Origin of the sequence: Rothia similimucilaginosa (assembly GCF_029850985.2) — a bacterium.
Lineage (GTDB): Bacteria > Actinomycetota > Actinomycetes > Actinomycetales > Micrococcaceae > Rothia.
The window spans coordinates 589,698-609,387 of the sequence record NZ_CM138149.1; the positions used below are offsets into that span (position 1 = coordinate 589,698).

At 59.7% G+C, this 19,690-nt stretch carries 17 protein-coding genes; 6 read left to right on the forward strand and 11 right to left on the reverse strand.

Annotation, left to right across the window (positions count from 1 at the left end; genetic code table 11):
• Nucleotides 1-7: 7 nt before the first annotated feature.
• From QFX07_RS02575 to dapD, 4 genes are all read right to left on the reverse strand, one after another.
• On the reverse strand, nucleotides 8-772 hold the full coding sequence (locus QFX07_RS02575; protein WP_279755129.1) for an amino acid ABC transporter ATP-binding protein: 765 nt from the start codon (nucleotides 770-772) through the stop codon (nucleotides 8-10).
• Nucleotides 773-1,146: 374 nt separating this feature from the next.
• A complete protein-coding gene (gene galE / locus QFX07_RS02580; protein ID WP_279741107.1) occupies nucleotides 1,147-2,160 on the reverse strand; it encodes a UDP-glucose 4-epimerase GalE in 1,014 nt (337 codons plus the stop codon).
• 225 nt (nucleotides 2,161-2,385) lie between these two features.
• Nucleotides 2,386-3,300, reverse strand: coding sequence for a DUF4253 domain-containing protein (locus QFX07_RS02585; protein WP_279755130.1), 915 nt, complete (start codon nucleotides 3,298-3,300; stop codon nucleotides 2,386-2,388).
• 260 nt (nucleotides 3,301-3,560) lie between these two features.
• The gene (gene dapD / locus QFX07_RS02590; RefSeq protein WP_279755131.1) at nucleotides 3,561-4,526 is read right to left on the reverse strand and encodes a 2,3,4,5-tetrahydropyridine-2,6-dicarboxylate N-succinyltransferase; all 966 of its coding nucleotides are present in this window, start codon (nucleotides 4,524-4,526) and stop codon (nucleotides 3,561-3,563) included.
• An 89-nt stretch (nucleotides 4,527-4,615) separates the two neighbouring features.
• Between dapD and dapE the strand changes: the two genes are divergently transcribed.
• From dapE to QFX07_RS02610, 4 genes are all read left to right on the forward strand, one after another.
• On the forward strand, nucleotides 4,616-5,794 hold the full coding sequence (gene dapE / locus QFX07_RS02595; protein WP_279755132.1) for a succinyl-diaminopimelate desuccinylase: 1,179 nt from the start codon (nucleotides 4,616-4,618) through the stop codon (nucleotides 5,792-5,794).
• 104 nt (nucleotides 5,795-5,898) lie between these two features.
• Complete coding sequence (locus QFX07_RS02600; protein WP_279755133.1) at nucleotides 5,899-6,324, forward strand: taurine ABC transporter substrate-binding protein; 426 nt, start codon at nucleotides 5,899-5,901, stop codon at nucleotides 6,322-6,324.
• 5 nt (nucleotides 6,325-6,329) lie between these two features.
• Nucleotides 6,330-7,691, forward strand: coding sequence for a hypothetical protein (locus QFX07_RS02605; protein WP_279741095.1), 1,362 nt, complete (start codon nucleotides 6,330-6,332; stop codon nucleotides 7,689-7,691).
• Nucleotides 7,692-7,874: 183 nt separating this feature from the next.
• The gene (locus QFX07_RS02610; protein WP_279741093.1) at nucleotides 7,875-8,252 is read left to right on the forward strand and encodes a Sec-independent protein translocase family protein; all 378 of its coding nucleotides are present in this window, start codon (nucleotides 7,875-7,877) and stop codon (nucleotides 8,250-8,252) included.
• A 103-nt stretch (nucleotides 8,253-8,355) separates the two neighbouring features.
• On the opposite strand, the gene QFX07_RS02615 is transcribed toward QFX07_RS02610, so the two are convergent.
• From QFX07_RS02615 to QFX07_RS02625, 3 genes are read right to left on the reverse strand one after another with little or no spacing between them, the layout of a single operon-like run.
• Nucleotides 8,356-9,558 carry a P-loop NTPase gene (locus QFX07_RS02615; protein WP_279755134.1) on the reverse strand — a complete coding sequence of 401 codons (1,203 nt, stop codon included), beginning with the start codon at nucleotides 9,556-9,558 and terminating at the stop codon, nucleotides 8,356-8,358.
• Nucleotides 9,548-10,438: a DUF1003 domain-containing protein gene (locus QFX07_RS02620; RefSeq protein ID WP_279741087.1), complete on the reverse strand. Its 891-nt coding sequence runs from the start codon at nucleotides 10,436-10,438 to the stop codon at nucleotides 9,548-9,550. Before QFX07_RS02620 ends, QFX07_RS02615 begins: the two co-directional genes overlap by 11 nt.
• Entirely contained in the window at nucleotides 10,431-11,759 is a 1,329-nt protein-coding gene (locus tag QFX07_RS02625) for a magnesium transporter MgtE N-terminal domain-containing protein (protein ID WP_279755135.1), read from the reverse strand. The genes QFX07_RS02620 and QFX07_RS02625 overlap by 8 nt, the downstream gene beginning before the upstream one ends.
• Before the next feature lie 130 nt (nucleotides 11,760-11,889).
• On the opposite strand from QFX07_RS02625, the gene QFX07_RS02630 reads away from it, so the two are divergent.
• On the forward strand, nucleotides 11,890-12,873 hold the full coding sequence (locus tag QFX07_RS02630) for a hypothetical protein (protein WP_279755136.1): 984 nt from the start codon (nucleotides 11,890-11,892) through the stop codon (nucleotides 12,871-12,873).
• A 132-nt stretch (nucleotides 12,874-13,005) separates the two neighbouring features.
• On the opposite strand, the gene QFX07_RS02635 is transcribed toward QFX07_RS02630, so the two are convergent.
• Nucleotides 13,006-14,535 carry an aminopeptidase P family protein gene (locus QFX07_RS02635; RefSeq protein ID WP_279741079.1) on the reverse strand — a complete coding sequence of 510 codons (1,530 nt, stop codon included), beginning with the start codon at nucleotides 14,533-14,535 and terminating at the stop codon, nucleotides 13,006-13,008.
• A 215-nt stretch (nucleotides 14,536-14,750) separates the two neighbouring features.
• On the opposite strand from QFX07_RS02635, the gene QFX07_RS02640 reads away from it, so the two are divergent.
• Nucleotides 14,751-15,725 (forward strand): PHP domain-containing protein, encoded by a 975-nt coding sequence (locus tag QFX07_RS02640; RefSeq protein ID WP_279755137.1) that lies wholly within the window; start codon nucleotides 14,751-14,753, stop codon nucleotides 15,723-15,725.
• A 102-nt stretch (nucleotides 15,726-15,827) separates the two neighbouring features.
• Here QFX07_RS02640 and QFX07_RS02645 read toward each other — a convergent pair whose 3' ends face one another.
• The 3 genes from QFX07_RS02645 to QFX07_RS02655 all read right to left on the reverse strand — a co-directional run bounded on the left by QFX07_RS02645 (nucleotide 15,828) and on the right by QFX07_RS02655 (nucleotide 19,456).
• A complete protein-coding gene (locus QFX07_RS02645) occupies nucleotides 15,828-17,093 on the reverse strand; it encodes a DNA-methyltransferase (RefSeq protein ID WP_279755060.1) in 1,266 nt (421 codons plus the stop codon).
• An 8-nt stretch (nucleotides 17,094-17,101) separates the two neighbouring features.
• Nucleotides 17,102-18,739 (reverse strand): DEAD/DEAH box helicase, encoded by a 1,638-nt coding sequence (locus QFX07_RS02650; RefSeq protein WP_279755061.1) that lies wholly within the window; start codon nucleotides 18,737-18,739, stop codon nucleotides 17,102-17,104.
• 489 nt (nucleotides 18,740-19,228) lie between these two features.
• The gene (locus tag QFX07_RS02655) at nucleotides 19,229-19,456 is read right to left on the reverse strand and encodes a DUF3107 domain-containing protein (RefSeq protein ID WP_279755062.1); all 228 of its coding nucleotides are present in this window, start codon (nucleotides 19,454-19,456) and stop codon (nucleotides 19,229-19,231) included.
• Nucleotides 19,457-19,690: the final 234 nt, after the last annotated feature.

Consider the following 19,690-nt stretch of genomic DNA (forward strand, 5'->3'; position numbering starts at 1 on the left):
CTCCGCTTTAGTGGTTGATGATCTTGGAGAGGAAGTCCTTGGCGCGCTCGCTCTTCGGGTTAGTGAAGAACTCGTCCGGGTGTGCTTCTTCGACGATCTCCCCGTCGGCAAGGAAGACGATGCGGTCTGCCGCCTTACGGGCAAAGCCCATTTCGTGGGTTACAACAATCATGGTCATGCCTTCCTTTGCGAGGGAGACCATGGTGTCGAGCACTTCGTTGACCATTTCGGGGTCAAGTGCACTGGTGGGTTCGTCAAAGAGCATGACCTTGGGCTTCATAGCGAGGGCGCGGGCGATAGCGACGCGCTGTTGCTGACCACCGGAAAGCTCTGCGGGCATTTTATGTGCCTGGGAATCCACACCAACCTTTGCGAGTAGCTTCATAGCTTCTGCTTCTGCGTCTGACTTGGACATTTTGCGGATTCGGCGAGGTCCAAGGGTTACGTTATCAAGAATGGTCTTGTGAGCGAAAAGGTTGTAGGACTGGAAAACCATACCTACTTCGGCGCGGAGCCTCGCGAGGGCTCGGCCTTCTGCGGGGAGCTCTTCGCCATCAATCGTGATGGATCCGCTGGTGATAGTTTCGAGGCGGTTAATGGTTCGGCAGAGAGTTGACTTGCCGGAACCAGAGGGGCCGAGAAGGATGACAACTTCGCCCTTGCCTACGGAAAGGTTGATGTTTTTCAGAACATGATTGGTGCCGTAGTATTTGTTGACATCAGCAATTTCGATGAGGTTTTTTTGCTCTACGGGAGTTGTCTGTGCGGACATCATGAACCCTTTCATGTGAGGTGCATCTATGATGTGGGTTGTGTATATGCTGAGATTTTAGATTACGCCTCATCAGGTAACGTGTGTGTAAAATATTCGCTTTACTGTGTAAGTTATGTGAATTTTTAAGCCCTAATGCATAGTTATAGTATTTTTGACGTAAAAATATGGGTGAAAAACACCTCATCTATGTAAAGGGCTCTGACTAGGGGGAATGCTTCACCTTTCCGTTTTCTCCCACGACTTGTCAACTGTTTCCAGGGTATGCGTCACAAGCTGGCAAAAATTTCGAAAAAAGCGCACAAAAGTGCCCGACAGGTGAGATAACACCTATCGGGCACTCTTCAACACCCCTCACAAGGGGCTAAAACAGCTTAGGCCTCGTAACCGTTGGGGTTGTTCTTCTGCCAGTTCCAGTGGTCGCGAACCATGGTCTTAATGTCGCGGCTAGCGCTCCAACCCAGATCCGCCAGAGCAGAGGAAGGATCAGCGTAAGAGACCGCAACGTCACCGGGGCGACGATCCACAATCTTGTACGGCAGCTCCTTACCGCACGCCTCCTCGAACGCGTGCAGAACCTGCAGAACCGAGTAGCCGTTACCGGTACCCAGGTTCCAGGTGTGCAGGCCGCAGTGCTCAGTAATGTAGTTCAGCGCCTTCAAGTGGCCGTCAGCCAGGTCAACCACGTGAATGTAATCACGCACGCCGGTACCGTCAACGGTCGGGTAGTCGTTACCGAAGACGTTCAGGTGCTCGCGGCGACCCACAGCAACCTGCGCGATGAAGGGCACCAGGTTGTTCGGGATACCAGCCGGGTCCTCCCCAATACGGCCGGACTCGTGCGCACCAACGGGGTTGAAATAACGTAGCAGAGCAATGTTCCACTTGGGGTCAGAAGCAGCCAGGTCGACCAACATATCCTCGATGTGCTCCTTGGTGCGGCCGTAGCAGGACTGCGCATCCATGTTCATCTTCTCAATCAGAGGCATGGACTCCGGCTCGCCGTACACGGTAGCGGAGGAGGAGAACACGATGGAGTGGCAGTCAGCCTCATCCATTGCGTACAGCAGGTTCAGGGTGCCAGCCACATTGGTCTGGTAGTACCACAGCGGCTTCTCTGCGGACTCACCCACAGCCTTCAGACCCGCAAAGTGAATCACAGCGTCGGGGCGAACCTGCTTGAAGAGAGCCTTCATGCCTTCAAAGTCGAGCAGGTCAACCTTATGGAACTCGGGGGCGCGGCCAGCGAGTTCAGCGACACGCTTGAGGGACTCCTCGGAAGAGTTTGCGAGGTTATCCATGACGACGACGTCGTGACCTGCCTTGAGCAGTTCAAGTACAGTGTGGGAGCCGATGTAGCCGGCGCCGCCGGTAACGAGTACCTTCATGATGTCCTTTCGGGCTTTATATATCCGGAACAATTGCTCCGGATGGGGGACAAAAGCTGTTGAGCTGTATCTAATAGTACAGCCGCACACGATGTGTAAGTACTGCGGGACACTGTGCGCTTGTGCACGCTGGTGTGAGCATGTAGGAGGCGTTATTTAGATGTGTCGACGCTCGCCTTCACACAGCGTCTGAACCCGACTCTCAGCTGATTTCTGAGCCGACCTCTAATCCCACCAGAAATACCACTGGCGGCTCTGGTGAATAAACTCCGTCAGCGGCTCAAAATCTTCAAACACCTGGAACGGAAGATCCGAACAGAACGCGATTTGCTCGACCGCCACCTTCTTCGCCTCCAGCGGGTCTGCCACGGGGCGTTCCACCAGAAATTCCAGACAATTAGCACCGTCAAGAGCCGCCGGGATTGCACCATACTTTTCACGCCAATAGTGGGTGAACGCCAGCTGCGTTTCAGCGTCCGGGCAGTCATTCCAGCCGCCAAAGGGCAAGTACGCGGGAATGTCGGCGGGGTCATCGGTCGGAATCTGCAACAGGAGCATCTCGCCTTGCTCCTCCTCATCCAGGAGCTCGTAGCAGAGCAGAGCAGAAAGAGTCGGGGCCTCATCTTCAGGCTCCTCATCGGGCAGAAAATCGGAGCTCATAAACTCGTCAACAAACTCATTGAGGTTGAACTCGTCCGAGTTGTCCTCGTTAGTATCTTCGCCGTCATCGACAACCCTGCGCAGCTGTTGGGCAATGGCGGCGCTGCCATACTCTTCGGCGGAGGCGCCACCCCGGGCGGTACGGTAACGCTGCAGAACAGCACGAGTGTAGGCACTCACCTGCTCCGGGGTCAGCGTCTCAACATCGTCAATGATGTCGTGTTCAAGGGACACCGCAATGACCATGCTTTCAAGCACCGTATCATTCAGGTTCAGGAAGAAGGGGGCGAACCCCTCCGCACGTCCCAGCTTAGCCAGCTCATCGTAACGGGCCATGGCATCAGTAGCCGCAGCGCCCACCGCAATACGCTCGTGCGGGTAGGGGAAGAGGCGCGTAAAGTGCCGGTAGGTGTCGCTCATCGCAGGCGCGGATGCTGCTGATTCGGATGCTACTGATTCGGACGCTGCTGACTCGGACATGGGGGCTCCTCTCTGAACGGTACCTATCGCCTGCAATGGCGGGTGGGCTGTACCCGACACTACCAGCCTAGCGAAAGCCCGCGCATCCCGCCCCGAAAATGGTCATCGTAACCGCAATGGATCTGCTCCCAGCCTGTGAGAGCGGCGAAAAAGGGGAGCACCGGGCAGAGAAAAAGGGGCCGGGATGATTCACACATCCCGACCCCAAAGTTCACGGGCGGACCCGTACTATTCCAGGTACAGACTAGTCCAGGTGCAGACTAGTTCAGGTGCAGTGCCTCGTTCAGCTCCACGGTGTTCTTCGCACGCGGCAGAACCTCAATCGCGCCGCTGACCGAATTGCGGCGGAACAGCAGGTTCGACACACCGGACAGCTCCGCAGCCTTCACCACGCGCGCCTCCTGACCGGGCAGCAGAACGCTCACGCGCGAACCAGCGGTCACGTACAGGCCAGCCTCAACCACACAGTCATCGCCCAGGGCAATACCGATACCGGACTCCGCACCCAACAGGGAACGCTCACCAATAGACACGCGCTGAGTACCTCCACCGGAGAGTGTGCCCATCGTCGAGGCGCCGCCACCCACATCCGAGCCGTCACCCACCACAACCCCCTGAGAAATACGGCCCTCAACCATGGAGGTGCCCAGGGTACCGGCGTTGAAGTTCACGAAGCCCTCGTGCATCACGGTCGTGCCGGACGCCAGGTGCGCACCCAGGCGCAGGCGGTCACCGTCACCAATACGTACACCGGCGGGAACCACGTAATCCACCAGGCGAGGGAACTTATCAATGTGGCTCACACTCAGGTGGCCCAGCTTGCGCAGACCAATCGCAAGCTTCTGGAACTCGGCGGCAAGCACCGGGCCGTGGTTGGTCCACGTAACATTCGCCAGGGTACCGAACAAGCCGTCCAGGTTCAGCTCGTTGGGGCGAACCAGGGTGTGCGAGAGCAGGTGCAGACGCAGGTATGCGTCAACTGCGTCTTCGGGTGCCTCATCCAGGTTAATGGAGGCAGTGCGTACCTCGGTGCGAGCATTGCGTGCCGGGTGCTCAGCGGCCAGCTCCTCCAGCTCGTCCGCGATGGACAGGTCAGGAGTCTGGGTGAGGGAGGGGGCGGGGAACCAAGCATCCAGGACGGTGCCGGCGTGCTCGCCAGAGATAACAACATTAACCAGTGCAACGCCGGAGGCGTAACGGGGAGTGTTTTCAGACATACCGTCCATTATAGTTTTGGGGATTGGTGTCCCTTCAAGAGCGTCCCATATCCTCGATATGGGCGTTGTGTGCGCGGGGGAACCTGTAAGGTGGAAGGATGAGCGTTTCCCCGAATATTTCTGAGCATCACTCGGTTCCGGCTCCGCCCCTGAACTTGGACGTATCCATGCCCGAGCTGACCCGTGCCCTGCTGGATTACGAGTCGGTTTCTGGCAACGAGCAGCTAATTGCTGACGCCGTGCACACGGCGCTGTCATTCTGCCCGCACCTGCACCTGACTCGTGACGGGGACGCCATTATTGCCCGCACTGAATTCCCGCCGCCGCCCGGCGCTAAGGTCGAGCGTACCCGCATTATCCTTGCCGGTCACCTGGACACCGTTCCCCTGCCCACCGTTGAGGGATCCCTGGGTACCGTGCCGTCCACGGTGCGCGAAGAAGAGGACGGGTACGTGCTCTACGGCCGCGGCGCCACCGATATGAAGGGCGGCGTGGCGGTGCAACTGAAGCTTGCCGCCGAACTGACCGCGCAGGACACCGACTACAACCTGACCTACATCTTCTACGACAATGAAGAGGTTGCCAGCGAACTCTCCGGCCTGGCACGCCTGATCCGCAACCACGGTGAGCTCATCACCGACGCAGACTTCGGTGTGCTGCTCGAACCGACCGACGGCACCATTGAGGGCGGCTGCAACGGCACCATGCGTTTCTTCGTGCGCACCCGCGGCCTTGCCGCCCACTCGGGACGCGCTTGGCGCGGCGAGAACGCGATTCACGCCCTGGCACCGGCATTGGCGGCGCTCGCCTCCTATGATCCGAAAACTATTGCCGTGGAGGGCCTGGATTATCGTGAGGGCCTGAACGCGGTGCAGATTTCTGGCGGTGTTGCCGGTAATGTGATTCCTGATGCAGCGGCAATGCACGTGAACTACAGGTTCGCACCCGATAAGAACCTGGACGAGGCGGTCGCCCATGTGCGTGAGGTCTTCGCCGGTTACGAGCTGGATTTTGTGGATCTTTCCCCGGCAGCTCGCCCCGGCCTGGACACCCCGCTGGCAGCTTCCCTGATTGAGGCGGTGGGGCAGAAGCCGCAGCCGAAGTATGGTTGGACGGACGTGGCGCGCCTGAGTGAGATCGGTATTCCCGCCGTAAACTTCGGCCCCGGTGATGCTCTGCTGGCTCATACCGATAATGAGCATGTGAGCTTTAGTCAGCTGACCCGGTGCCACGCGGATTTGCGTGCCTGGCTACTCAGCGACCGTGACGAGGATTAGACACAACAGGACCAGTCGCGGCGCTGATTCTGCCGGTGCTGACGCTACTATTTGAATTTAGGTGACCGTCAGGGGTTGATGGTCCTGCATGATATGAGATTGAGATGAACTTTCTGCTGATTCTGCTTGCCCTGCTGATTGCGGGCATCGCGGCGCTCTCCGTTGTGGCGCTCACCGGTGAGCGTGCCGTGCCCGGTGCCGCATTCTTTAGTGGTGTGGGCCGTGACGGTTTGGGAACTTTCGACCGTCTGGAGGATTTGACTACCGCGGTTCGTTTCTTCGGCGATCCCGAGGACGAAAAGGCGTCTGCGAGTGAGTCGGTATCCGGTGATGCTTCTGCCGAAGCAGCCGCAGAATCCGCTGAGGGTGCTGCTGAGCCTGCTGTTGAGCAGAAACCCGTGTGTCGCGTCGCGGTTCCGCGGGCTGATGATGCGGAGAGCACCTTGAGCGCGCATAACCTTGTGGAGAAGCGAAAGAACGTCCGGGCGGCTTCCTCCGGTCGGGTGGCTACTCCGGCTGAGGGGAATTAGCGTCTGTGAGTGTTCCTTCTCAGCACCCTAGCCCTGTTCCGCTTGCCCGCGCTAACTCTGCCGCTGACTCGGCACCCCGCACCTCCTCGGAGCAGGGTGAGTCCTTTGACCAGCTACTGACCTGGGCGTACGCCGCTGCCGGTGAGCGCCTGCACCGTGTGTGGGAGCGTCTGTGTGCCCTGCCCGCGTGGCTGTCGGTGCTACTGATTTATGGTCTGTCCCGAGTGTGGGGCTTCATTGTGTTTGCCGTGGTCGGTCAGCAGCAGCTACGAGGTCCGTGGGGTGAGCACCTGGATTATTTGTCGTTCATTAGTATCTGGGATGCCGGCTGGTATGAGCAGATTGCGGTACAGGGCTACCCGAGTGAGTTGCCGGTGAATGCAGCGGGTGTGGTTCAGCAGAATCAGTGGGCTTTTTATCCGATTTTCCCGCAGCTTTCCGGTGCTATTAGCCATGCGACAGGCATCGGGTACTACCCGGTGGCGGCGACTGTTGCTCTGCTTGCCGGTTTCGCAGCCGCGTGGGTGATTTACCTGCTCTTTGAGGCGTCGTTGAAGGCGACCGGTTTCAAGAGTGAGGAGTTGCCTTCTGTGCTGTCTAAGTGGGCTGTTGCGTTGGTGTCATTCTTGCCGGTTGCGCCGGTGCTTCAGGTGCCCTATGCGGAGTCGCTGAATCTGGTGTTCCTTGCCGGCGCCCTGCTGTGCCTGGTTCAGGGACGCTACGGTCTGCTGGTTCCTGTGGCGGCGTTGGCGTGCCTGTCCCGCCCGGTGGGTGTGCCCCTAGGCGCGACTGCCGGTCTGTGGTGGTTTACGTGCTGGGTTCGTTCAAGCCGCCAGTCGAGTATGGGCACGGCGTTTGTACGTCATCTGGGGCAGCTGGTGAGCGCCCTGGTGGTGTGTGCGTGTGCGCTGGTGTGGCCTGCGATTGCATGGTGGGTTACGGGCCGTGTGGATGCATACACCGCCACGGAGACGGCGTGGCGCGGCACCCATCTGGCGCTGATTCAGCCGTGGCTTTCGCAGGGTTACCTGTACTTTGGGTATGCAGCTCCGGTACTGCTGACTCTGCTGATTCTGGGCTTTATCGCTCTGTGCTTGAGCCCGTTGGCACGTAGGGTTTTGGCGGCTCCGTTGAACCTGTGGTGTCTGAGCTATTTTGCGTATTTGATTCTGTTTTTGAATCCGCAGTCTTCGACGTTCCGTCTGTTGTTGCCGTTATTCCCGCTGGTGATTGTGGTGGCGGCGGTGAGCCGTTCGCGGGCGTATCGTTGGGCGTTGCTGGTGGCAGGTGCGTGCGCGCAGTGGGGCTGGGTTGGCTGGCTGTGGCATTGGAAACAGCTCCCCGGCGGTGGAGACTACCCGCCGTAAACCGAATATTGTGTCAGGAGACCGCCGGTGTGTAGCCGGCAGTCTCCTGTGTTCTTAGCCGTGGGCGCAATGCCCCTTTGCGGTGCTGTAGCATACGCCTTTTGCCTGTCCAGATTTTAAAGACACGTCCAGAAAGCGCCGCGGGTTCGGCGGTGCTGGCTCGGAACTGATAATCTATATTCCGTGTTTGGTATTAGTGGCACCGAGTTTATTATTTTGGCCGTTATCACGTTCTTTGTGATCGGTCCCGAACGCATGCCTGAATACGCCCGACAGATCCGTGAATTCGTCAAGATGGTGCGCCGTATGGCGTTCGACGCGAAGGACGACTTCAAGGAAGCCCTGGGCGAGACAGGTTTGGAAGATATTAACTGGCGCCAGTACGACCCCCGCCAGTACGACCCGCGCGTGATTGTGAAGCAGGCGTTCGCTGAGGATGACGCCGAGCGTGAGCGTGAGGCGAAGGAACGTGAAGAGGCGCTGCTGAAGGAGAAGGAAAAGTCGGAGAGCCGTGCTCTTCCGCGAGGCGCATACGCCCCCTTCGATGTGGACGCAACCTAAGATTTTGACATGAAAGAACCCCGCACTGTGATGGTGCGGGGTTCTTTGTATATCTGCTGTTTGGCCGCAGCTTCTAGAAGCTTGGTTCTAGACTGCTGCAGCTTTAGACGAAGAGCGGCAGGCTCTGACCCGCCCTCGACTCGCCCGAGTGCAGTAGCTGCGAGGCAATGGACTGAATCTCTTCGGCAGCGGACGAATCCGGGTGGCTCCAGACCACGGGGGTACCCTCGTCGCCGCCGGTACGCAGGTTTACGTCCAGCGGGACCGAACCGAGCAGTGGTACCGGGTAGGAGAGCGCCTCCGAAAGACGCTCAGCGAGCACCTGACCGCCGCCAGAACCGAACATGTCGAGTACGGTACCGTCCGGTAGGGTCATGGCAGCCATGTTCTCGACCACGCCCACGACCTTCTGACCGGTCTGCAGGCTCAGGGTGCCGGCACGCTCCGCCACATCCACCGCGGCGTGCTGCGGGGTGGAAATAAGCACCAGCTCCGCATTGGGCAGTAGCTGAGCCATGGAGATGGCAATATCGCCGGTACCGGGCGGTAAATCAAGCAGCAGCACATCCAGGGCACCGAAGTGCACGTCCATGATGAACTGCTCCAGGGCACGGTGTAGCATGGGGCCGCGCCACGCTACCGGCTCGTTGCCCTTGAGGAACATACCGATAGAAATCACACGAATAAAGCCGCCGCTGACCTTCTGCTCACCCCAACGCTGGGTGGGGGCGGGAACATCCACGGTCGGCGGAAGAATCAGATCATCCAGGCGGGTCGGGGCGTCAGTAATACCCAGCAGACCCGGGATGGAGAAGCCGTGCACATCCGCGTCAATAATGCCCACCGCAAGCCCGCGTGAAGCGAACGCGGCGGCAAGATTTGCGGTCATAGAGGACTTACCCACGCCACCCTTACCGGACACCACACCGAACACGCGGGTTAGCGAACCGGGTGCGGTAAACGGGTTGGAACGCTCCGGCTTGAGCATCGAACGCAAGGCGGAACGCTGCTGCGGGTTCATCGCACCCACCACCAACTGCACACGCTCAACACCCTCAACGGTGGCGGCGGCGTCACGAACTTGCTGTTCGATGGTGTTCTTCAGCGGGCAACCCTCAATGGTGAGTAGCACCGTGACCTCAGCCCAGTGGCGACCGGGAATCGGCGCACCCAGCTCATCCAGCTCAGGATGCACGAGCGCAGTGTCAACCATACCCAGCTCCGTAATGGGGCGGCGCAGTTCGGGATCCTCGACACGGGCGAGCGCCGCGTAGAGCGCATCCTGCAGGGGTGAATTAGCGGTCATGGGCGCCTCCTTCACGGGTGCGCTCTGCCTGCTGCTGTGCCTGCTGAGCTTCGCGGCTCTGAGGCTGGCTCAGATCGCCGCGGTGGGAATGATCCTGTGCGGAGTCCTTCGCAGAGCGTTCAGACTTGTCAGAGGGCTGCTCGGTGCCGTTCTCGGTGCCCTCAGCGTCCTTTTCCTCGCCCTCGGAGATATCGATATCGTCGATAGCCTCCTCCAAGTCCTCAATGTCTTCACTGATGTCCTGCAGCTGCTCGGCGTGACGCTCCTGCTCCTGCGCAATGTTCTGCAGTTCCTCAAGAATGTCACGCAGCTCGCTACGGACGAAGTCACGGGTCGCAACCTCACGCAGAGCAATACGCAGCGAAGCAATCTCGCGGGTCAGGTACAGGGTCTCCTCCAGGTTCTGCTGGTCGCGCTTACGGTCCTCAGATGCCACCACACGGTCGCGGTCATCCTGACGGTTCTGCGCCAACAGCAGCAGGGGAGCAGCGTAAGAAGCCTGCAGGGACAGCATCAGGGTCAGCAGGGTGAAGTTCAGACTACGCGGGTCGAACTGCATCTCCTCCGGCGCCAGGGAGTTCCAGGCAAGCCACACGCCACAGAAAACGGTCATCCACATCAGGAACTGCGGGGTACCCATGTAGCGTGCAAAGCCCTCGGTCATGCGGCCGAAAGCATCCGGGTTGGGGCTCGAGAACAGCTTCGGCTTACGGGTACCGGGGGTGCTCAGCTGCGAGTCGTTACGCTGCGGGCGGGAGTCGCCGCGCTCGCGGTTGCGTTCAGCGTACTTCTTCTCCAAGCGGTCTTTGAGAATGCGAGCCTTATCGATGCGGGGGTTCTCTTCGGTACGGTTTGCGTCACGGCGGTTCGAATCAGGCAAAGCGTCGTCCTACCTTTCGTACGGGAGTTCCATCATCGTAAGTGCGCCAGTCTTCGGGCAGAAGCGCATCGAGCACGTCGTCGATGGTCACTGCGCCTACCAGGCGGTGCGATTCGTTCACAATGGGAACGATGGTCAGGTCGTAGGTTGCCAGCACGCGTGCCAGCTCTTCCAAGCTGGCCTGGTCAGAGACGGGCTCAGTGCCGGTATCAAGGATGTGACCAATCGGCTCGCTCGGCGGCACACGCAGCAGCTTCTGCATGTGCACCAGGCCCAGGTATTTGCCGGTCGGCGTTTCCAGAGGCGGGCGGGTCACCATCACAGCAGCCGCCATCGCCGGAGGGATTTCCTCGGCGCGGATGTGCGCGAGCGCCTCTGCGACGGTCGCCTCGGGGGAGAGGATAATCGGTACCGGGTTCATGAGCGAACCGGCGGTACCTTCGTCGTATTCGAGCAGTCGACGCACATCGTCTGCTTCGTCGGGTTCCATGAGTTCGAGCAGCTTTTCACGCTGGGCGTCGTCCAGCTCGATGAGCAGGTCGGCGGCGTCGTCCGGTTCCATTTCTTCGAGGACCTGCGCGGCACGCTCGTCATCCAAGTGTGAGAGGATCTGCACCTGGTCCTCGGCGGGCAACTCCTGCAGAACGTCCGCGAGGCGCTCATCCTGCAGTTCGGCGGCGATTTCGACCATGCGCTTATCGCTCATCTCGTGGATAGCGTCCGCAAGGTCGGCGGGCTTGGAGTTCTCATAGTTCGCCACGAACGCGGTTGCTGCCTGCGGTTCCACATCGGTGGAGAGCACCGCTTCGTCCCAGTCGACGATGAGGGTCTCCTTAGAGCGGCGGCGCCACGTGTTGGAGGAGGAACTGACGCGGGAAACGAACAGCTCGGTCACGCCCCAGTCGCCGTTGCGGCGCTGCTCAATGGCGACGTCCTCAATGACGGCGTCGCCGCTGCCGTCGAGCAGGCGCACACGGCGGTCAAAAAGCTCACCAACGATGAGAGTCTCAGAGTTGCGTTGTTCAAAGCGGCGCAGGTTCACCAGGCCGGTTGAAATGATCTGTGAAGCGTCGATACTTCGCACACGGGTCATGGGCATGAACACGCGTTTCTTGCCGAGCACCTCAATAATGATGCCGACAACAATGGGTTCGCTGCCCTTGGCGGGGCGGGCGCCCGCAATGGATGCGCCCAGGCCGCGTTTGAGCACGACAACATCTCGGAGACGTCCGAGGCGGTCACCGAAGGGGTCAAAAACGTCGAGGCCCAGAAGGCGGGCAATGTAAATCTTGCTGGGGGTGCTGAACTTCGAATTGCTCACCTCTCTAGGGTACGCTCTGCCGTGGGGATTCGCACTTTGAGAAGCCTAATTGAAGAGGTGTTTGCTACGCCTGTAGAGGAGCTGACTGCCCACCGGGCCCAGGGTTGGGGTGGGCGGTAGAATAGGAGTCATGACTTCTCACCTGCCGAATATTCCCTCGACCCCGCCTTCTTCATATCTGGCGTCGCGCCTGTCGCAGGCTCAGGGCAAGCCTCTGCCCGCCGGTGAGGCGATTGCCTCCTTCGTTCGTCACGATGATGCGCTCGCCGCTTTTGATGTGCTCAGCGAGCAGGATTATCCGGTCACGGCGCTATACCTGGTCAATGACGGTATCCGCCAGGTGGAGTACCCGGTACAGCCCGGTTATGGTCGTGCCCTGATTTCTTCAGCGATTCAGGGTGTGGTGATTGGCCTGTTGTATTCGGCATTTGTGTCTTTGAACGGCACCTCTTTTATCTCTGCGGCAATGTCTACGGTGCCTATCTCTGTGGCCATTTTTGTCCTGTGGCGTATGTTTGATTTGCGCCGCGGCCGCGGGGCTCGTTACCCGATGCGTACTGAGGCGATTCCCTCGCGCACCGTGATGTACGCTCTGCCGGAGTACGCTCAGGATGCGCGCCGCGTGCTGGGTGCGCATCCTCGCTTCTCGGCGGCGGTTGCGGCTGCGCGTGCGGCTACAGCTCCGGAAGCTTCGCAGGCTCGTGCGGCACAGAGCACCGTTTCGATGAATGGTGCACCGGTTCCGACCGGCGCCCCGAAGGCGCCCTCGTACCGTGCGCAGGCGGGTAGCCAGCCGGCACCGAACCAGAACCTGCCCGTGCGTGATGCGACCGCGCAGAACGCGGTGGCTCAGAGCGCGGCGCAGAATATGCCCGCACCGGTTGCCCCCGTACAGTCCACACAGTCCGCCGAACAGGAACAGGCAAGTACTGACCAGACGACCGGTCAGAAGCCAGATACGCAGAAGCGTCCGGCTCAGCGGTACGGTCTGCGAGTGGACGACCCGGAAGAGTACGCGAAGCTGATTCAGCCCAAGCCGCAGCGTCCGACCCCGCGCCCGCAGGGCCTGCACGATAAGTCCTCGCACGATAATTCTTCGAAGGACTACGAATAACCGAACCCGCAACGGCAGTAGCCGCCCATCACGGTGGGAAACAACCATAGAAGACACGCGAAAGCCCCTCACCGAACGAGTTGGTAAGGGGCTTTCCCTATGAGCCGTTACTAACGCATCTGGGGGTAGGCGTTACTTCGCCAGCTTCGCCATCCACTCCTCAATGCCCTCCACGGTGCGCGGCAGTGCAGCGGAGAGATTCACGTTGCCGTCCTTGGTGCAGAGCACGTCGTCCTCAAGGCGGATACCGATACCGCGGTATTCTTCGGGAACGGACAGATCCTCGTCCTTGAAGTACAGTGCAGGCTCAATGGTGAAGACCATGCCCGGCTCCAGCTCAGCCCACATGTACAGTTCAGCCTTTGCCTGCGCACAGTCGTGCACGTCCAGGCCCAGATGGTGGCTGGTGCCGTGCGGCATCCAGCGGCGGTGCTGACCGCCCTCAACGGTGAGCGAAACATCAGCGGAAACAGGCAACAGGCCCCATTCTTCCAGACGGTGTGCAAGAACGTTCATGGCAGCCTCGTGGATTTCGTAGAACTTGACACCCGGCTTAGCGACAGCGAATGCGGCGTCAGCAGCCTCCAGCACAGCGTTGTAGACCTTCGCCTGAACCTCGGTGAACTTACCGTTCACGGGGAAGGTGCGGGTCACGTCTGCGGTGTACAGGGTGTCGTCCTCAACGCCTGCGTCCAGCAACAGTAGCTTGCCGTCGTCGACGGTGCCGTTGTTGCGGATCCAGTGCAGGATAGTTGCGTTGTTACCGCACGCTGCGATGGTGTCGTAGCCCAAGTCGTTACCGTCGGTACGTGCCACGGAGAAGAACGCGGTCTCAACGACGCGTTCGCCACGGTGATGTTCCTTAGCCTTCGGCAGGGAGCGAATGACCTCTTCGAAGCCCTTGACGGTCAGATCAACGGAACGCTGCAGGTTCTCAATCTCGATAGCGTCCTTGATCAGGCGAGCCTCGGAGAGAGCCACGGCCAGTTCGGAGTCCAGCTTGTCAGCCTGCTCCAGCTCCACGCCGGTGTTGTAGCGGGAGGTGTCAACCAGTGCGTCAACAGCCGGGTCAACATTGCGGACCAGGCGGATGTTCACACCACCCAGGCCCTGGTTACCGGCGTTCTTAGTGATAGCTACCTCAAGCTCGGATAGGTCTCGGGTGCGGATGCCGAAGCGTTCGGAGAACTCCTTCAGGGTGGGGCGGGGACCAACCCAGAACTCGCCATAGCGGGCGTCTGCGTAGAACTCGGTGGTGTCGCGGCCAGCCAGCGGACGGAAGTACAGGGTGACTTCGTGGTTGGAGCCGTTGTCACCGGTACCCTCTTCGACGGGCTCGAAGATCAGCACAGCGTCGGGTTCGTGGTCGATGCCCAGACCGGTCTGGTGCGCAAACGCCGAGTGGGGACGGAAGCGGTAGTCGCAGTCGTTGGAGCGGACCTTCAGCGGGCCTGCGGGCAGGACGAGGCGCTCGCCGGGGAATGCCTTGGAGATCTTGGCACGGCGCTCAGCCGCGTAGTCTGCTACGGGCTCGCGAGTGTAGCCGTCATCTTCGGCAGGTGCCCAGTTTGCGGCAATGAATTCGGTGAACGCAGATGCCTTAGGGGTGCTGCGGTGGTCGTTCTTCTGAGCTTCGGTGCTCTTCTCATTGTTCTCAGTCATGGGTTAATCATATCGCCTTCACCACAAGTGGGCAGATGTTTTAGCGCTTTTGACTATAAGAGAGGGCCGGTGGGGCAGAATATATCTTTGACCTGCGACCGGGTACCCGATATTGCGCCGCCGATATTGGTAGGGTTGAATCAGAAGAGTAGATGACATGCCTTAAAACCCCGCTGAGGTGGCGAGGAACTAGCAAGGGCGGGGAAGGAGAGAAAATGACGCAGACAGAACATCGAAATAGTGCACCGCAAAATAATGCGCAGCAGGCACCGCAGCCCGCTGAATCGGGCGCGCCTGAAAACCGGAACCTTACCGGGAGCTATGATCTGCATATTCACTCCGCTATTTCTGACGGTACGCAGAACCTGGCCGAGCTGGTGCCGCTGATTGCTCGCGCTGGGTTGGCGGGTTTTGCGCTGACTGATCACGATACGACGGCTGGATGGGCGCAGGCGGCTCAGCTGGCGGATGAGTACGGTCTGGATTTTCTGCCGGGTGCCGAGTTCTCTTGCCGCTACCGGTACACCGACGGTGAGGGCCGCGCACGCACGAAGACTATTCACCTGCTCGCTTATGGTTTTGACCCGGTGGGTTCGGAGTTGGCGTGCCGTGTGGAGGCGATTCGCGCTAGCCGTGCGGGCCGTGCACAGGCTATTGTGGACCGTCTTGCCCCTGACTACCGGCTGACATGGGATGACGTGTTGGCGCAGGTGGGGGCGGGGAACACGGCGGTGGGCCGCCCTCATATTGCTGATGCGCTGGTGGCTGCTGGTGTGGTTGCTGATCGTTCTGAGGCTTTTGCGAAGCTACTATACACGGGTAGCCCCTACTATGTGCCGCAGGGCGCGCTGGATCCTTTAGAGGCGGTGCGTCTGGTGCGTGAGGCTGGGGGTGCGCCGGTGATCGCGCACCCGATGAGTACGATGCGTGGGCCCGCGTTGAGCCTGGAGTATCTGGGTTTGATGGTGGAGGCTGGCCTGGCGGGTGTGGAGGTGTATCACCGTGAGAATTCGGTTCAGGACCGTGCGCGTCTGCTGGAGTTCATTGAGGGTCAGCGCGCGGCGGGCCGTGAGGTACTGGTGACAGGTTCGAGTGATTATCACGGTGCGGGCAAGCCGAACCTGCTGGGTGAGAATACGACGGATGCGGCGACGGTGGCGCGTATCCGCGAGCTGCTGGCAGCCCGGTAGTAAGACCAGTAGCTAGGGGAAAGAGTGTGGGGCGGGTTCCTAATCAAGGAACCCGCCCCACACTCTTAACACGTGCTCTCACGAATACGCAGAAAAGACAGCCTAGACGCTCTCACGCGAGGCATGATGTTGCAACACCGCACCCGCAGCAACCGCATCCCGCTGAGCCCGGGCCGCACGAGCCTTAGCCCGCGCCTGATGCTGACGCTGACGACGCAACTCATCACGACCATCAATACGCATCTTCTTATCCACCGCATCCATCGACCGGTGACGCACAAACCGGCACGACGCACCCTCAACCGGCTGCGTAGTCTCGGTGAGCGTATCCAACACAGCCTTTAGCGCATGACGGCTCGCCGCCGTCAACGCATCACGACTCGTACCGCCACGAACACCCACCGTACGCTTCGGTGTGAACAACACACTCGCCCCACGCGGCACACCGCGATACTCAGCGAACGACACCGGATCCACACCCAGGCGCTTAGCCATCACCTCAATAGCCGGTGGATTCTGATCCACACACACGAACTTACGGCCCAACTGAGCTGCCGCCGCACCTGTAGAACCAGAACCAGCGAAGAAATCCAACACCCAATCACCCGGACGGGAACTCGCCGCAATCATACGACGTAACAAACCTGTAGGCTTCTGCGTGGGATACCCCGTCTTCTCCTTACCCGTCGGCGACACAATAGTATGCCACCACACATCCGTAGGGAGCTTACCGCGAGAAGCCTTCTCCTCAGTCACCAAACCGGGAGCCATATACGGTTCACGATCAACCTCCGAAGTATTGAAGTAATAGCTGCGGTAATCCTTCGCGTACACCAAAATATTGTCGTGCTTCGTCGGCCAGCGGCGCGTAGACTTCGCACCGTAGTCATAAGCCCAAATCAGCTCATTAATGAAGTTCTCCCGACCAAAAATCATGTCGCACATAATCTTCACATAATGAACCTCACGCCAATCCAGGTGCAGGTACAAGGTGCCGTCCTGCGCAAGCAGACGATGCGCCTGCTCAATACGCGGTGCTAGGAATGCCCAATAATCCTCGAACGAGTCGTTATAGCTCGCCAGAGTCTGCAGGGTGCTCGAATAGCTCTTGCCCTTAAAGCCGGTGCGGTCACCCTTCTCAGAAGCCTCCGCGCTCAAAGTACGGCGCGTCTGCTTCTTACCCGTATTGAACGGCGGGTCAATGTAAATCACGGTGAACGCACCATCGGGCAGGTCACGCAGATACCCTAGGTTATCTGCCTGCACTAGCAGCGACGGGCCCTGCGGATCGAAAACAGCCGAATCCGCGGGGTGCGTCTTAGCGGTAGAGGAGGGCGCGGCAGGTGCCGGGGATGCTGAAATACCCAACCCCGGCCCTAGCCTTCAGAACCAGCACGGTCAGCGCCACGGCCCTTACTGCGAGAACTCTCAGGACCGGAGTCCCCAGCACGAGAACCTTTAGCACGCGAGCCTTCAGAGCGGTGGCGGGTGCGGCGACCCTCACCCTCCAGCGGCTGACCCTCAACACGGCGGGTACGGCGACGCTTACGAGGCGCACGCTCAGAACGCTCAGAAGAATGCTCGGTACGCTCAGTGCGCTTGCGGCCTTCGGAACGGCTACGGCGCTTGCCACGGCCCTCACCGTCACGACCGCCAGAACGGCCACCATCACGACCTCCGTGAGAACGAGCCGGGCGGCCATCACGAGAATCACGGGCGCTCTCAAAGAACTCCTCGCCCATCCCCTCAGCCACACGCTCCTCGCGCGGCAGACGGCCCTTGGTGCCAGCCGGAATGTTCAGGTCGTAGAACAGGTGCTCAGAGGAAGAGTAAGTTTCTACAGGCTCAGGAACGCCCAGCTCCAGGGCGTCGTTAATGACCTTCCAGCGCGGCAGGTCATCCCAGTCCACCAGGGTCACGGCGGTACCCTCATTGCCCGCACGGCCAGTACGGCCGGTACGGTGCAGGTAAGTCTTCTCATCCTCGGGCACGCGGTGGTTAATCACGTGGGTCACATCTTCAACGTCAATACCGCGAGCCGCCACGTCGGTCGCGACCAGAATATCGACCTTGCCGGAACGGAACGCCTTCAGCGCCTGCTCACGCGCAACCTGATTCAGGTCACCGTGCAGAGGCGCGGCAGCGAAGCCACGGTGCACCAGCTCCTCCGCCACGCGGGCAGCATCACGCTTGGTCTTGGTGAAGATGACGGTGCGGCCGCGACCGGTAGCGCGCAGAATGCGGCCAATCATCTCGTCCTTATCCAGGTGATGTGCACGGTAGACGACCTGGCGGATCGATGCCTTAGTCTTCGATGCGTCCTCGGGGCTAGCGGCACTAATACGCATGGGCTTGGTCATGTACTGGCGGGCCATCGCAATGACCGGGCCGGGCATGGTTGCGGAGAACAGCATACTCTGGCGGTCCTCGGGCAGGTAGCTGAGAATCTTCTCAACCGACGGCTGGAAACCCAAATCCAGCATTTCGTCAGCCTCATCGAGGACCACAATCTTGACCTGCTTCAGGTTCAGGAAGCCCTGCTGGTACAGGTCGATAATGCGACCGGGGGTGCCTACTGCAACCTCCAGGCCGCGGCGCAGCAACTCAGCCTGAGGCTCAATCGGCACACCACCGTACAGGGTAGCGATGCGGGCGTTGCGCAGCTTCGCAGCAATCGCCAGATCCTCACCCACCTGAATAGCAAGCTCACGGGTCGGAACCAGAATCAGCGCCTGAGGTGCGCCGGGGTACTCCACATCATCCCAACCCTCATCGTCGCGGCCGACCACACGCTGAATGGTTGGCAGACCAAAGCCGAGGGTCTTACCGGTACCGGTCTTCGCCTGACCAATGATGTCCTGGCCAGACAGAGCCACGGGAAGAGTCAGCTCCTGGATGGGGAAGGGGGAGGTAATGCCAACCGCCGCGAGGGCGTCGCTAATATCCTGGCGAACGCCGAAGTCGGCGAAGGACTTTGCAGTCTGAGTGGTTTCCTGCGTGTTCGTTTCAGTCACTGGACCGTATCTTTCTACCCCTGTTCGGGGTGTGTTTCTCCCCGAATTGGGGTGTACCAGCCAGCGCCCCAACGGTGGAGGCGGTGACGGGCGGGCGTCGAAAGCCGGCCGCGGGAAATTCTTACACGGGAAATTCTTGCCGAGACGCTGCCTGCACGCATGGTTCATTCATGATGAGAAGGCGGTGCAGCCTTGGGGTCTTGAAAGGGGTACGACCGGTCATTCACTTAACCCCTCAATATTAACCCGGATTTGCTTCTGGTGCACCCCCAAGCGGTTGTGGCGTGCGCCCGTGATGGGCGATATACCGCCCCAAAACCGGGTGTCGCGAGGTTTTTGGGTGGGCGGCTTAAAACACAAATCCCCGCATCCGGCACGGCGTAACCTTACGGCGCATAAAGCGCACGCACACAGCGCATAAAGCGCGGTTACGCATCATGACGGATGCGGGGAGAGCTAAAGCTAAAGGGGAAACAGCTACCGAAGTAATTAGGCGCTGATACCGAAACCAACGTGACGCTTCGCGTCGGAACCCAGCTCAACGTAGCCAATTTGAGCGCCAGAAATCAGGGTGGTGTTGCCCTTATCGTCAGTAATCTGCAACAGGGATCCGTCCTCAATTGCCTTTGCGACCTTCTCGGTGATAACGTCCTTGGATTCGGTGGTCTCAACAACGATTTCGCGGGCGATGTGGCGAACGCCAATCTTGATTTCCATGAGTCTCCTCGCAGAATAGTCCGGCGACGCCAAACGCGCGCCGGGTATAGGAACTGTCTTATCTAGCATCTACTCTAGCGTGAATGCGCCCATCGGCACCGTGAACGGGCGGTACTTCGCCGGGGGCTAATAAAATACTTGCCGCCGGATGCGTGAAAAAGCGCGCGAAAACCCACACAAAACCCGTGCGAAAACGGGTTTAGGTATGCGAAGAATGCCAGAAAGATCGGGGAG